The sequence below is a fragment of the Companilactobacillus sp. y65-5 genome (assembly GCF_057541095.1).
This window is the reverse complement of record NZ_BAAJOA010000002.1, coordinates 180,105-193,730: the sequence shown is the minus strand read 5'-3', so window position 1 is coordinate 193,730 and position 13,626 is coordinate 180,105. Positions and strand designations below refer to the sequence as shown.

Annotated in this window: 17 protein-coding genes and 1 other annotated feature; of the genes, 12 read left to right on the top strand and 5 right to left on the bottom strand. The window is 37.7% G+C overall.

The genetic code is table 11. The annotated features are described in order from the left end of the window. Positions 1–66: 66 nt before the first annotated feature. Entirely contained in the window at positions 67–957 is an 891-nt protein-coding gene (locus tag AC27FM_RS05015) for a LysR family transcriptional regulator (protein WP_487086403.1), read from the top strand. A gap of 97 nt (positions 958–1,054) precedes the next feature. Beyond that, a complete protein-coding gene (locus AC27FM_RS05010) occupies positions 1,055–2,005 on the top strand; it encodes an aldo/keto reductase (RefSeq protein ID WP_487086401.1) in 951 nt (316 codons plus the stop codon). 42 nt (positions 2,006–2,047) lie between these two features. On the opposite strand, the gene AC27FM_RS05005 is transcribed toward AC27FM_RS05010, so the two are convergent. Further along, the gene (locus tag AC27FM_RS05005) at positions 2,048–3,634 is read right to left on the bottom strand and encodes a cation:proton antiporter (protein ID WP_487086400.1); all 1,587 of its coding nucleotides are present in this window, start codon (positions 3,632–3,634) and stop codon (positions 2,048–2,050) included. 115 nt (positions 3,635–3,749) lie between these two features. Between AC27FM_RS05005 and AC27FM_RS05000 the strand changes: the two genes are divergently transcribed. The 6 genes from AC27FM_RS05000 (at position 3,750) to AC27FM_RS04975 (ending at position 7,190) form a co-directional block, all read left to right on the top strand. After that, positions 3,750–4,619, top strand: coding sequence for an AAA family ATPase (locus tag AC27FM_RS05000; RefSeq protein WP_487086877.1), 870 nt, complete (start codon positions 3,750–3,752; stop codon positions 4,617–4,619). A gap of 378 nt (positions 4,620–4,997) precedes the next feature. Then, a complete protein-coding gene (locus AC27FM_RS04995; protein WP_487086398.1) occupies positions 4,998–5,177 on the top strand; it encodes a hypothetical protein in 180 nt (59 codons plus the stop codon). Positions 5,178–5,246: 69 nt separating this feature from the next. Continuing rightward, on the top strand, positions 5,247–5,438 hold the full coding sequence (locus AC27FM_RS04990; protein WP_487086396.1) for a type II toxin-antitoxin system HicA family toxin: 192 nt from the start codon (positions 5,247–5,249) through the stop codon (positions 5,436–5,438). Between the two features lie 41 nt (positions 5,439–5,479). After that, complete coding sequence (locus AC27FM_RS04985; protein WP_487086395.1) at positions 5,480–5,878, top strand: type II toxin-antitoxin system HicB family antitoxin; 399 nt, start codon at positions 5,480–5,482, stop codon at positions 5,876–5,878. 259 nt (positions 5,879–6,137) lie between these two features. Beyond that, positions 6,138–6,689, top strand: coding sequence for a flavodoxin (locus tag AC27FM_RS04980; RefSeq protein WP_487086394.1), 552 nt, complete (start codon positions 6,138–6,140; stop codon positions 6,687–6,689). 78 nt (positions 6,690–6,767) lie between these two features. Then, the gene (locus AC27FM_RS04975) at positions 6,768–7,190 is read left to right on the top strand and encodes a MerR family transcriptional regulator (RefSeq protein ID WP_487086393.1); all 423 of its coding nucleotides are present in this window, start codon (positions 6,768–6,770) and stop codon (positions 7,188–7,190) included. Positions 7,191–7,223: 33 nt separating this feature from the next. On the opposite strand, the gene AC27FM_RS04970 is transcribed toward AC27FM_RS04975, so the two are convergent. The 4 genes from AC27FM_RS04970 to AC27FM_RS04955 form a co-directional block, all read right to left on the bottom strand. Then, positions 7,224–7,967, bottom strand: coding sequence for a TraX family protein (locus tag AC27FM_RS04970; RefSeq protein ID WP_487086391.1), 744 nt, complete (start codon positions 7,965–7,967; stop codon positions 7,224–7,226). Between the two features lie 148 nt (positions 7,968–8,115). Beyond that, entirely contained in the window at positions 8,116–8,973 is an 858-nt protein-coding gene (locus AC27FM_RS04965) for an amino acid ABC transporter substrate-binding protein (protein WP_487086389.1), read from the bottom strand. A gap of 19 nt (positions 8,974–8,992) precedes the next feature. After that, a complete protein-coding gene (locus AC27FM_RS04960; protein WP_487086388.1) occupies positions 8,993–9,634 on the bottom strand; it encodes an amino acid ABC transporter ATP-binding protein in 642 nt (213 codons plus the stop codon). A 17-nt stretch (positions 9,635–9,651) separates the two neighbouring features. Then, positions 9,652–10,305 carry an amino acid ABC transporter permease gene (locus tag AC27FM_RS04955; RefSeq protein WP_487086387.1) on the bottom strand — a complete coding sequence of 218 codons (654 nt, stop codon included), beginning with the start codon at positions 10,303–10,305 and terminating at the stop codon, positions 9,652–9,654. A 154-nt stretch (positions 10,306–10,459) separates the two neighbouring features. Further along, positions 10,460–10,684 (bottom strand) — a binding site (T-box leader). 170 nt (positions 10,685–10,854) lie between these two features. On the opposite strand from AC27FM_RS04955, the gene AC27FM_RS04950 reads away from it, so the two are divergent. Genes AC27FM_RS04950 through AC27FM_RS04935 form a run of 4 tightly spaced genes read left to right on the top strand, consistent with a single transcriptional unit; the run spans position 10,855 to position 13,605 of the window. Beyond that, positions 10,855–11,172, top strand: coding sequence for a PadR family transcriptional regulator (locus tag AC27FM_RS04950; protein ID WP_487086386.1), 318 nt, complete (start codon positions 10,855–10,857; stop codon positions 11,170–11,172). Then, a complete protein-coding gene (locus AC27FM_RS04945) occupies positions 11,162–11,818 on the top strand; it encodes a DUF1700 domain-containing protein (RefSeq protein ID WP_487086384.1) in 657 nt (218 codons plus the stop codon). Before AC27FM_RS04950 ends, AC27FM_RS04945 begins: the two co-directional genes overlap by 11 nt. Further along, on the top strand, positions 11,818–12,750 hold the full coding sequence (locus tag AC27FM_RS04940; RefSeq protein WP_487086383.1) for a DUF4097 family beta strand repeat-containing protein: 933 nt from the start codon (positions 11,818–11,820) through the stop codon (positions 12,748–12,750). The genes AC27FM_RS04945 and AC27FM_RS04940 overlap by 1 nt, the downstream gene beginning before the upstream one ends. Before the next feature lie 48 nt (positions 12,751–12,798). Continuing rightward, positions 12,799–13,605 (top strand): DUF975 family protein, encoded by an 807-nt coding sequence (locus tag AC27FM_RS04935; RefSeq protein ID WP_487086381.1) that lies wholly within the window; start codon positions 12,799–12,801, stop codon positions 13,603–13,605. The last annotated feature ends 21 nt before the right edge of the window (positions 13,606–13,626 follow it).

The window sequence follows — 13,626 nt, the reverse complement described above, 5'->3', positions numbered from 1 at the left end:
TATTTGTTATCTGATGTCGTATTATATAATTGTATGTATCTAGAAGCGTGTAATGGAGGAAAATTGATGGAAACTAGAATTCTCAAATACTTTGTTTTGCTCGCCAGAATTGGAAATATTACTAAAACTGCTAATGAACTACATATTTCACAACCGACTTTGTCACGCCAATTGATGGATTTGGAAGCGGAAATAGGGACACCGCTGTTTATTCGCGGTCATAGAAATATTGTTCTAACACCTGCAGGAATCAAATTTGAGCGCAGTGCACAAAAGATTTTAGAACAATTAGAAGTCGCAAAAGTAGATGCTCGTCAAGAGTTAGCGGATATCAGCGGAAAACTACGGATTGGTTGCGTGGAAACCGATGTTTCTCATTTATTTAATGACTGGATAGCGGAGTTTCAAGAACAACATCCAAATGTTTATTTATCTATTTATAGTGGAGATGGTAATTCAATCAAATCGGAACTTGATAGTGGTAATTTGGACATGGGAATTGTTTTACAACCAATTGAAGCAGCTAAATATTATGCTCAAACAATTCCAATCACTGAAACATGGGGACTTATAATGTCCTCAAAAAGCCCCTTGGCAAAGAAGAAAGTGATAGTTGACGCTGATTTAATCGGACTGAAACTTCTTGGCCCAAGACGTAGTATTGTTCAAAGTCAAATTGCTTCTTGGCTGGGGTTAAATTTAGAAGATTTAAATTTTGTGGGTGAGCGCAATTTAGAAAATAATATTGTGTCTTTGATAAATGATCATAATTATTATGATATAGGTATTAATGGAGTTCTATATTTTTATAATCCAAAATTATTATCGTTCGTACCATTTGAACCATTACAAGAATCACAGCATATGCTCATTTGGCGTAAGAACGGACAACTTTCATCAGTGGCTCAAGAATTTATTGATTTTGCTCAAAAGAAAATCAATGGCATGTATCCATAACTTATATGAATAGCCGCCTATTCAAAATAGATATTTTACATTGATTGCAACCGAGACTATTATTGCTGTACATAAAAAAATAAATGGAGATATATAAATGTCAGAAATAAAAAAGCCTATCGTAGCAATTGGAACATGGTCTTGGGGAAGCGGTGCTGCCGGAGGAGATCAAGTTTTTGGAAATCACTTAGATGATAAGAATTTACAACCAGTAGTAGAAGAAGCGATGAAATCAGGATTGAATCTCTGGGATACAGCGGCAGTCTATGGGGAAGGAACTTCTGAACAAATTTTGGGAGAGTTACTCAAACCATACAATCGAAAAGAGTATCAACTATCGACTAAATTCACTCCACAATTAGCAGGCGATGGTCAAGATGAAATGTCTAAAATGCTAGAAGGTAGCTTGAAGCGTTTGGATACGGATTACTTAGATATTTATTGGATTCATAATCCTGCTGATGTAGAAAAATGGACACCAGAACTAATTCCTTTAGTTAAGAGCGGAAAGATTAAACGTGTCGGTGTTTCAAATCATAATTTGGCACAAATTAAGCGAGTTCAAGAAATTCTCAATGCGGCTGGAATCAAACTTTCAGCTGTACAAAATCATTACAGCTTACTTTACCGTTCTTCAGAAGAAGCAGGAATCATTGACTATTGCCATAAAAATAATATTGAATTCTTCTCATATATGGTTTTGGAACAAGGAGCTTTATCAGGTCGTTATAATTCACAAAACCCCATGCCAGAAGGTAGTGGCCGTGGAGAAACATATAATGGCGTCCTCTCACAATTGGAAGACCTCACTACGGCAATGAAGTTAATCGGTGACGAGCAAAATGCTTCTGTGGCAGAAGTCGCAACTGCATATGCCTTATCCAAAGGGACGACACCAATTGTCGGTGTAACCAAAACTAAATACATTGCTAGTGAACAAAAGGCAGGGCAAATTCAATTGTCAGATGCAGATATTCAAAAATTAGAAAAATTAGCTGCTAGGGCTCACGTTGATACACGTGGTTCTTGGGAAGAATCTATGGTATAGCAAAAGAGACTGGGATTTCCAGTCTTTTTTTGATGGAGAAATTTAAATCAACTGACTTTGTGGATCTAAGACTAATGATTCAGCTAATAATATTTCACTGTACAGATCATAAATCACATCCGAATTAATAACGTGCCGTTGCGCAAGATCATAGAGATAATTTCGTTCTGCGTCAAAGGCATGCATCAAGGCTCGTCGTTGTTCTACACTCTTGAGCACCGTGATAACGTCCTTTTGAGTGGAAGCACTCGTCCACTGTCTGACGAAGGAACCCATGCCGTTGTGTTGATCTTGATCTTTTATGTCGTAAATAACTAGATTTTTGACGTCTTCAGTCAGTGACATGTTTTGAACTGTTTGGATCCCTACCAAAACCATATCATGCCGTAAATTTTTCAGTTGTTGGTCGCGATTTTGTTCGTCTAGATCCACCGGTAACCACCAATGGAAGATGAAAGTTGGAGTCAACATGCTCAAAATGATAACGACTGTTTCGACTAAGATTATCTGTGTGAAAGTATTTGAACTCAAATGATTTCCAATCAATGAAAAAGTCATGGCTAAGGTAACCGTCCCGTGAACACCACCGAGGGCAAACAACGTAGCAGTACGACTGGTACGATCGCCTACAAATAGTCGTGCGTATCCCCAGCGGCAGACAAATAGGCTGAGATAGGCAACGATCCCGATCAATAACCAGGTAAATGATTCGGTTGCTTGAGAATAATTGTTTACAAAAATACGTTCCAGATTCAATCCTAATATGACAAAAACTAAGCCATTTAGAATTTCGTCCATAAAATTAATGATCTGAATCCCAAAATGCATTTGTCGGGGTGCCGCAAAGCGTGTTCGACTAGCCTCACTATTGTGAATCAAGCCTGCGGTAACGACGGCGATAATACCAGAGACTTCCACGGCTTCAGCAATCAGGTATATTGCTAGTGGAGTTAATATATATAGAAGATTTTGTGATGAAACCACATTTGCACTACTGTGAACGATGTATTGTCGTGACAATGCAAATAATGTTGCCAGTAGAGCACCGAGAATGGCACCACCACCAGCTGACCAAAGTAATTTACCGAAGTTTTGTAGCAGCCCTAACTGATGAGTTTGTTGCCACAACAAGGCGGCCTGCAATAAGATCAGTCCAGCCGCATCGTTAAAGAGAGATTCCATTGAAAGAGTAGTCTTGGTCGAACGTGGGAAAACACGTCCACTAATAACTGAGTCTAAGGCTGTGGCGTCAGTCGGTGTACAGATAGCAATGATTATCAGCGACATCGGTAACGTTAGAGCAAACAAATTATGTAAAATAATCGTGGCAATAGCAGCTGAGATGATAGCTAAAAAGCCGGCCGTTCCTAAAATACTCTTTATCCGTTTTCCCACCATCAGCATTGGCGTATGCTGTGCTTCGAAAAATAATAATGGCGCTAAGATCAACAGCATGAAGACGTCGCTGTTTAAGGATAAGATCAAATGATTAGTATAGGGAATCCAAGCAATTATAATTCCGACCAATACATTGATATATGTTCCAGAAATTTTGGGCACTAATCGTGCTAGTAGATTACTAACCGCTACTGCAACCAAAATCACGAAGAAAGAGAAAAATAACTGCATAAGCTAACCTCTTTGTCTAAAATGTTTTCTGATATTCACTTTACACTAACTTTTTTATTGCGAAAAGATTAAGTTACTTCTACCCCTTATTTAAAAAAATCAGCAGGAGGCTAAAATAATTGTATCTGGTAACTTTAAAGGTGGCACTGGTAAAACAAGTACCGCTGCAATGCTGGGAATTGTGTTAGCAAAACTAGATAAAAGAGCCTTATTAATTGATTTAGATCCGCAAGGAAACGCCACGGATCTTTACTTTAAAATCAAACAAAATGTAACAGACAAAGTTGTTCCATTTAATCTCACATTGATGAAATCAATAGATAAAGATGATATTACTTTAGCGGTTGTAAAATTGGATAAAAATATTGATTTCATACCGTCAAGCGTCGATTTTTCATACTTCCCAAGATTCATGGAAAAAAAGTACACAAATTACATTGATCGTGTTCAATATTTAAATGAGTTGATCGAACCTTTAAAAGAAAGATATGATTTCATAATATTAGACTTACCACCAACTATTGGCTTGATTACAGACTCCGCACTATATGCTGCTGATTGGGCAATCATAGTATTACAAATCCAAGAAAGATCGTTGCAGGGCGCTGAAGGATTCGTTAAATACATGCAGGAAACGGTTATCAATGAATATCATGCTCCAAGATTGCAAGTAGCCGGTGTTTTACCAGTTTTGTTAAAAGAAGCAGCGGCCGTTGATAGAATGACAACAGCCGATTTAAAGAAAGTAAACAAAGAGCACAACAAAGAGGCTCCCACTATACAAAAGGTAACCTCCGATGTAACTTTTAGTTCATCTATACGGGTTGATAATCACATCAAGAATAAACTACAAGCTATGTCTATAATCGGTTTAGCAACGAATGCTATTGACACTCTTTTTGACAGCTGGTTTGAGGGTCTAAATGGCTTGTTTTTTACCCCATATGAAAGCGCTATCATAATTGATAGTGTTGAGTTTATTTAAATATTTTTTTACCCTTAATTTGTTGAATATACCTTCTCGAGATGCATACTTATTATTGTAGTAAAGAACAGAAAGGAGGTGGACGGCATCGGGTCTAGGGTCAAAAGAAAAGAACAAGCCTTAAACAAAAGACGTGTAACTATCGCGTTCAGACTATCAATCATTACTTCGATAATTGCAATTCTATCTTTTTTAAGAAGCTTATTCTAAAACAGTCAAGGGCAAAATCCCTTGTGTGTAACCCTAGTATACTATGTCACGTCATGATAAAAAACAAAGAAAAAGCAACTATTATATTATGTGTGTTCTCGCTTACACTATCAATACTATCTTTAATTATAAGTTTTTTATAACATCTAAAAAGGAAGGTTACAAATAATGTCATCAACTCCAGCTAAAATAGCAGCCAACAAACGTTGGACAGAAAAAAATAGAGATAAACAAAGATATTTAAACGCTCGATCTTCAGCACGTGGGTTCATAAATAATAAAGCCACCCTTGATGATTTAAAAGAATTATCAGAGCTGATAAAGCAAAAAACTGAAGCAATTAAATAACAAAAAAAAACATTGACTTCTGCGCATTGAATGCGTATTATAATAAGAGTAGAAAGGAGTTAATAATGCATGGAACATACAGCAAAAGAAGTGCTTCAATTGCTCAAGCGCAATGGTTTCGTTGAAACTCGTGTGAGAGGCGATCACCACAGATTTAAAGATTTAAATGGTAATTATGTTTCAGTTCCATACTCAAAATTAAAAGATAGTTTACCAGACAAAACCTATAATTCAATCTTAAAACAAGCGGGCTTAAAATAAGCCTGTTTGCGCCATGCATTATTAATACGGTAGTTTTATATATGAAAAAAAGACTTGTAGCATACCCCGCTATTTTTGATGATACAGACAATAATAACCAGGTGTATAGCGTATCATTTCCAGACGTTCCCTCAGCATTAACTTTCGGTACTGGAATGGCTTCTTCGATCGACCGCGCATCTGAGGTTCTTGGATTATCGTTATTTGATATTGATGATTTACCTGAAGTATCAGATTTAGAACAGCTCAGAAAAGATAATCCCGATGTTATAGTAAATATGGTTAGTGCCGACTTAGAAGACGCTAGAATACATTCGCACGCACCTTATATTAGAAAAAACACTTCATTGCCAGCAGATTTAGCACAAGAAGCGGAAGCCCGACATTTAAACTTCTCTGAGATTTTAGCCGATGCTTTACGAAAAAAATTACAAATATAAAAAAAGCCCCTTGTGTAGTAGCAAGGGGCTTTTTATCCAAGTATGTCGCTTGGTGTAATAAAGAACCACTATTATTATATCTTTAATTTTAAGTAAAACTTTTTTGAAAAACATCCTTGCCATGAAGTAAACTCCAAGGTTTATTATTTGTTTTGTTGAAATAAACTTAAAAAATATTGAGGTGAGGTCAATGAGAAAAGGTACTTTAGCGACGATCATCATCGTACTTTTAATTATAATAGGCGGAGGGTATTATTTTATGAATCATAATAATAGTCAATCAGAAATATCAAGTAGCAAAAAAAGCAATACACGTTTATCGGATGTAATAGAGCAAACTAGCAATAACAAGTCTTTGATTCTTTATTACTCTAACTCAGGAACAACTCGTACTGCTGCAAAAGAGATTCAGAAACAAACTGGCGCAGATCTAGTGGAAATGAAAATATCATCTAATTATCCATCAAACTATAATAAATTAGTTGAAATAACTAAACGTGAAATCGACACGAATGCTCGACCAAAGATCACTAATAATATCAATATCGCAGATTATGATACGATTTTCATTGGTTTTCCCACATGGTATCATCGACCACCAATGTTTATTAATACATTTTTTGAAACATATGATTTGAAGAATAAGACAGTCATACCTTTCACGACTAGTATGAGTAGCTCGATAAGCGAAAGTACACCGTATCTAAAGAAAATGGCTGAAGGTACTGGTGCAAAATTACAAACTGGTTTCCGTGCCAATGAAACTACGAATATTACAAAATACTTGAAGCAAAATAATTTAATTAAATAAAATATCCTTGCCATGAAGCCAGCTCCAAGGTCTAAAATATGCGTTGTGACCAAGAACATATGCAAGGAGATAACATTAATGAATATTAAGCAAGCCGCCGAAAAATTTGAACTTTCAACTGACACTCTGCGTTACTACGAACGTGTAGGTGTGATTCCTCCGGTTAATCGTAATTCCAGTGGTTACCGTGATTATACGATTGCTGATCTGAATTGGATCTATTTGGTTAAAAACCTCCGTTCGGCAGGATTATCAATTGAATTATTGATCGAGTTTGCACACTTAGCGCAGATACGAGGAAAAGAAGATGTCGCCGACGCACAGAAACAAGTCCTCTACGATCAACGTGAGGAACTAGATAACAAGATTGAACATCTTCAAAAGGTTCGTGATTTGTTGAATTACAAGATAGATAATTACGATGATCATATCGCTAAATTCAAACCGGGAGATGACGGTAATAACGTCGAACCTCTATGGAAGATAAAAGAAGACAAATAAAAAGGTAGCGATGTTCGCTACCTTTTTTGATGCTTAATTCAGATAATTCGCTAATAAATGAATGATCCATAAATGAGCGGGATAGAAAATGTAAAATAAATACTTTAATTGTCGTGAGCTAGAGCCTTGCTTTCCATTGTATAAGTGAAGCATGGGGATGATCAAAATGAAAAACATACTACTGGCATTCATAGCTATACCATCAAAAACTTCTAACCAATTGCTCAAGTCCACGATAGAAAGGCTGGACGGTACTTCTAATAATGCGAAGACAGCTGCCAATCCTAGATAGGCCAAATCACGGTGTTTAACATTGTCAAAAGTTAAGTTAGTGATGAACATAAAGGGTAATAATAGATAACTTCCTTCTATTATAGGGATGCATCCAATAACTAATAGTATCAATGAGAATAAATGATTACGTCGATCAGCTGAATTCCAAAGAGCAACAATCGCAGCACCCAATGCAAGGGTGATGAAAATATTATCGCCAAGGATCGACATTTGATATTCAGATTTCAAAAATTGATTCATCAAGAAATTACCTAGGGCCATAAAAACACCCCAACCACCTAGACGTAGGAGGTAGTGCTTCTTACTGTGCGTGTATCGTAAGCCCTCAACCACTAAATAGCCAAAACCGACTGCTACTACGCGTGTTAATAAGTGAAAGGTGTCGGCAAGGTAAGGGGAAATGAAGTAAGGTATGTGATCCAAAACCATCAGTAACATTAGAATTATTTTGAACGCTTCACGATTATAATTTAGTTTATGCATGCGATTCTCCGTCTCTATATCCAGTGTTATATCTCAAAGTATTATCTAGGATAGGTAGGTCGAAGTAAATAGACCTTGCATAAACGTTAGCTGGTATTACAAAACTGTAATACAACAAAAAAACCAAAGCAAATTTGCTTTGGTTTTATTATTTTTCAGGTTTGATCAACGAGTTGTCGTTTGTACCGAACCATTTTTGATTTATTTTTTGCATTTCTCCATCATTGGTTAATTCTTGCAAGGCAGAATCGATCTTTCTCTTCAAAGTCTTGTCACCTTTACGCATACCAACGGCGAAGTCTTCACCATCAAAACCACCGACAGTAGTTTGATATGAATCAGGATCTTTTTCGTGTTGAATGTAGTATCCAGAGTAAACACTGTCGATCAGCATTCCTTGAATTCTACCAGCTTCTAGATCCATGAAGGCATTGTTGAAAGAATCATACATAACAGGAGTCTTATCCTTGATATAATTCTTCAGCATAGCGGGGTGTTCATCCAGCAAACTGGCACCAGAGGAACTGGTTTGAACTCCAAGTGTTTTACCTTTCATGCCAGCAAAACTAGTGATACCCTCGTTCTTCTTAGTTACTAACACTTGTCGATTAGCCATGTATGGACGTGAGAAGGCGATTTGCTTTTCACGTTCTGGGGTAATCGTGTATCCATTCCAGATGAGATCGATAGTACGATTACGTAGTTCAGTTTCTTTCATATTCCAGTCGATCGGTTGAAAGTCAGCTTTGATACCGTATTGTTTGAAGACAGCTTTGGCTAGGTCAATATCGTAGCCGACTAGTTTACCGTTTTTTTCACGGAATCCCATCGGCACGAAAGTATCGTCCAGTCCGATGATAACACGGCCACGTTTTTTGATGTGTGCCCAGGTGTCACTAGTGTTAGCTTCTTGAGCAACGGATTTTTTGTCCCCACAACCACTCAAACTCAATACCATAATGAAACAGGCCAAAAGCGTAACAAGTTTAATGATTTTTTTCTTCATAATATTGACCCCCCTCTAATTATTTATTGGCAATTGGTTTAACTTCCAGCAGTTGATCAGCAATTTTTTTCGCAAATTCTGGATCATGGGTAATGACGATTTGTGTGATGCCAGTTTTTTTCAAGTTTAAAATCACTTCTGCCACAGCATCACGAAGGCTTGGATCGAGCGCTGATGTCGGTTCATCGTAGCAGAGAATCTTTGGTTGCATGGCTAGAGCACGAGCAATGGCGACACGTTGTTTTTGACCACCAGATAGTTCGAATGGATATTGTTTAGCCAAATCGGTCAATTCTAGTTGTTCGAGAATCGTTTGAGCGTTTTGATTAGCGGTTTCTTTGTTTTGTTTTAGCACCATCATGGGAGCAAGTGTGATATTTTCGAGGACGGATAAGTGAGGGAAGAGATTGAAGTCTTGGAAGACTACGCCTACAACACGTTCTTTAGATGACTCGTCAGCAGGATCGAAGGGTTTGTCATTCAGCAAGAAAGAACCTGAATCGACAGTTTCAAGACCGGCGATACAACGAAGCAAGGTTGTTTTACCAGCACCGGAAGGTCCAACGATACTGAGGATCGAATTATCTTTAACTTCTAAATTGAGGTTATCCAAAATTGTTTTTCCATCAAAACTCTTAGTAATATTTTTAAGTGTAAGCATATGTTTTTCCTCCAAGTTTAGTCTCTATAATAACTGAAACGTTTTTCGAGTAGTCTCAAGACCCAAGTACAGATCAATGTTAGTAGCAAGTAAATGACACCTACTAAGACTAGTGGAACTAAAGTTACGTCACGGGAACTGGCGATATTACCAGCTCTGAGTAGGTCACCCAAACCAATTACGTAAACTAATGATGAATCCTTGACCAAGTTGATAACTTCGTTACCGATCGAAGGTAAAACAATTTTGACAACTTGTGGGACGACGATTTTACGGATGGTTTGGAAATAACTCAATCCTAAGACCTTGGCTCCTTCGAATTGACCATCACTGATAGCTCCGAATCCACCGCGGAAGATCTCGGCGAAGTAAGCCGTGTAGTTCAAGATGAAGGCAAAGAGTGCGGCGTCATATCTTTCAAAAACTATATGTGCGAATGGCAAGTTTGGTAGGCCATAGAATACGAAGATCAATTGCAATAGTAATGGCGTACCACGCATTACCCAAATATAAAATGAGATCAACCAACTTAGTGGTTTGAACTTAGAGTTCCTACCTAACGAAACGAGGATCCCTAGTGGTAATGAACAAATCAAAGTCCAAAAGAATATCTTCAATGTCATTACAGTACCGCTTAATAGTGATGGTAATATTTCAAAAACATAATTCATAATCAATTCCCCCTTAATTCAGCCTACAAAAAAATCCTCTTAGCAAATATTGCTAAGAGGACGACGTATCGTGGTTCCACCTCTGATTTGTTAATATCTCACGATACTAACCTCAGGAAGTTATGTAATAAAAAAGCCCTCTCAGTCCGAAGACTAAGAGGGCGATCATCGCGGTTCCACCTCTAATTTCTAATACCTCACGGTATCAGACTCATAAAGTTATTACATAACTTCAGTGGTAACGGAACTACCGAAATAGCTTACTTAAATTTCAACTATTCAACTTACAGATGTGTTTCATTCATCAAGTGGATTGACTCGCACCAGCGTCAACTCTCTGAACCAACTTAACGAATTACTCTTCTGTCGTCGTTTTTGTACGTGTTTAAATGTTGAAACAATGATATAGCCAAATTTATAACTTGTCAAGGAGTAATTTGAGTAAATCAATTGACAGATACTATTGTTTCGACTATATTATTGATGTAATGATATTATACATCGTATAGTATTGGTGAATCGTATAATATTAAGAAATGAGGAGATAATATGGCTATTCAAGCATCAACTGAGATTCTTGAAGGATCCGTCCTCGCCTTATTGACTAGAGAAGATTATTACGGATACGCAATAACGCGTGAGGTGCAGAAGTTCTTTCCTATTTCTGAATCGACGATGTATCCGATTCTTAGAAGGTTGAAGAAAGAAGGCTGGCTTGAGACGTATGATCAGGCTTATGAGGGTAGAAATAGACGTTACTATAAGATTACTGATCTCGGTATGAGTGAATTGATACGGATACGTGAAGATTGGCAAGAATTAAGGCACGCAACAGATGCCATATTGGAGGGTAATGATGGAGAGTAAAGCTGTTGATTCGTATATCAACGAGTTAGAAGTTTATCTAGTACAACTTGGTGACGATGAACGAAAAGATGTCATTGAATTTTATCGGGAATTCATTATAGACGCTGACTTGAATACATCAGATAAGATCATCAATGAATTGGGTACACCCAAGCATTTGGCTAGAAAGGTACTAACTGATTATTCGATAAAGATGTCTGAAGAAGACTATCAGAGTGTTGACGACGGTAACATTCCCACTGAACAAAAAGCTAAGAGAAATGTTCGGATGATTTGGCTGATCATCCTAGGACTGTTTGCGACACCAGTCGCTATTCCCGTAGCCCTGATACTGATCTTATTGTTAGCCTGTGCAGTTGGTGTGGCAATTCTTGCAGTGTTAACCTTTGTGTTCTTAGTAGCACTGTCAGTTATCATAGGTGTCGGAGCTATTTTTATGGGATTGGCAGTCGTTACCCAATCATTAGCTACGATGCTATTCTATGTCGGAGCAGGATTGATCATCTTAGGGATAGACTTCTTCCTGATTCCAGTTATCATTGCGTTGTTCAAGTGGTTCTTCCAAGTTATCGTTGTTTTCTTCCGTTGGGTCGGTAAAAAACTCCTACATGGTAGAAATATACCTAGTAAAGGGGGACAAGAATAATGCGTAAGTATTTTGTAACGGGATTTTATCTGATCATCATCGGGCTCCTTCTACTCGGTGGCGGTTTTGCGATGGGAGCAGAAAAAACAGTTCTCTGGGATCATGGATTCAAAATTTCTAAGCGAGTAGATAAGACTGAGAGTGTTGACAAGTTTGACAGTATCAAAATAGACAGCAATACTTATACGGTCAATATCGAAACTGGTGATAGATATAAGGTACACGTAGTCGGTGATGGATTACGTGACAGCAAGTATTATGTTTCTGATGGGACTTTGCACATCTCTAACCCTAATTATGACAAGTACAGTGATATCGTAGGATCAGCCAACAATCCGAGCATCACAGTTACTGTTCCTGCAGGTGCGACGATCGACAATCTAGACATGTACATGAACAGATTAGGTGCCAATTTTGACGGTCTAAAAATCAATCATTTACGATTAGCCAATGGTGCCGATGGCTCGATACTCTTCAGAAACTGTGAAATAAAGAATGCCAAAGTTAATCAGATCGATTCTAGCTATATTGAATTCCAGCAGTCTGAAATCAGTAACTTAGATTTAAAAGATTCCGATGATATGAATTTCAGCTTTGTAGAATCAACGATCAAGAATTCGACAGTTGATGCTATCAATATGGAGATGTATTTTGAAAAAGGGGTCATTGAGAATCTGAATATGAAAACCAAAATCGGTCATTCAGAAATCAATAATTCCACTCTGCGAGGGAAGAATTTCTTCGATATAAAGAATGGTAGTTTCTCAACTAAATCTGTTGATACTGAAGGCTTAGATCTCTCGACCGTCAACGGTCAAGTTACTTACTACGGCCAAAGTGAAGGTAAGAATTACCAAAACGATCCTGATGCTGAAAATCTACTGAAGGTCCAGACTACAAATGGTTCGATCGACGTAGGTAGTAACGAGTAAAAACTCACTAGTGATATGTTATAATATTCGTTACTGTGAGGGATTGGAATGAATAATAATAATCGTGTTACCTCCTTAGAAATTAGAAGGATGGCACACAAGACATTTTTCAAGGATATCAAAGGTAGTATCGCATTAAATATTTTTCCTATTTTGATGCGTTTAGTAGCAATGTACTTCGGAACACAAATCTATAATTCGTGGCTGGCACAATTAGGTGTAAGTATGGGTAATCCTGAACAAGCTAGCAAGCGACTATCCGAGATCACGCAAGAGATAGCGACTGATCCCGGTTTGGCAGCTAAGTATACTCTGAGTTTGACTCCAGGCAGTAATGTCGTCGTCTATGCTTTCTTGTTCTTCTTCGTTTTGATCTGTGCAGGTGTAGGCTATGCGTTGGTCGATAAAATGCGCAATCCGGAGTATGATCTCAATGCTTTTAGAGATAGTTTACAAGTCTTCAGTAACAAGTACTTCTTCCCAGTGCTCTTCATTGCAGCTCTGTTAGGGATTTTTGTTGAAGCAGGTCTAGCCTTTTACTTGATTCCAGGTATCTGGTTCTTCCTGATGTTTAGTCAGAGTTTTTATGTTTTCAAGGACGACGTCGATAAGACCAATAAGTGGTCGCTCGGAATGGCATTTTCAAGTTTTAGTAAGAGTGCACGTGTGATCCGTGGTCACAAGACGACGCTGTTGTTCATCTGTATCGAGTTCTTCCTCTGGGAAATCCTCAATCTGATGACACATGAGATTTTGTCGATCTGGCTACATCCATACGAACAATTAACATTGGCAGCGTTCTATACTAAGATTTCAGAATTAGATAAAGCCAAAAGTAAAGAAGCAGCAGCTTAGTGAATTTCACTAAGCTGTTTT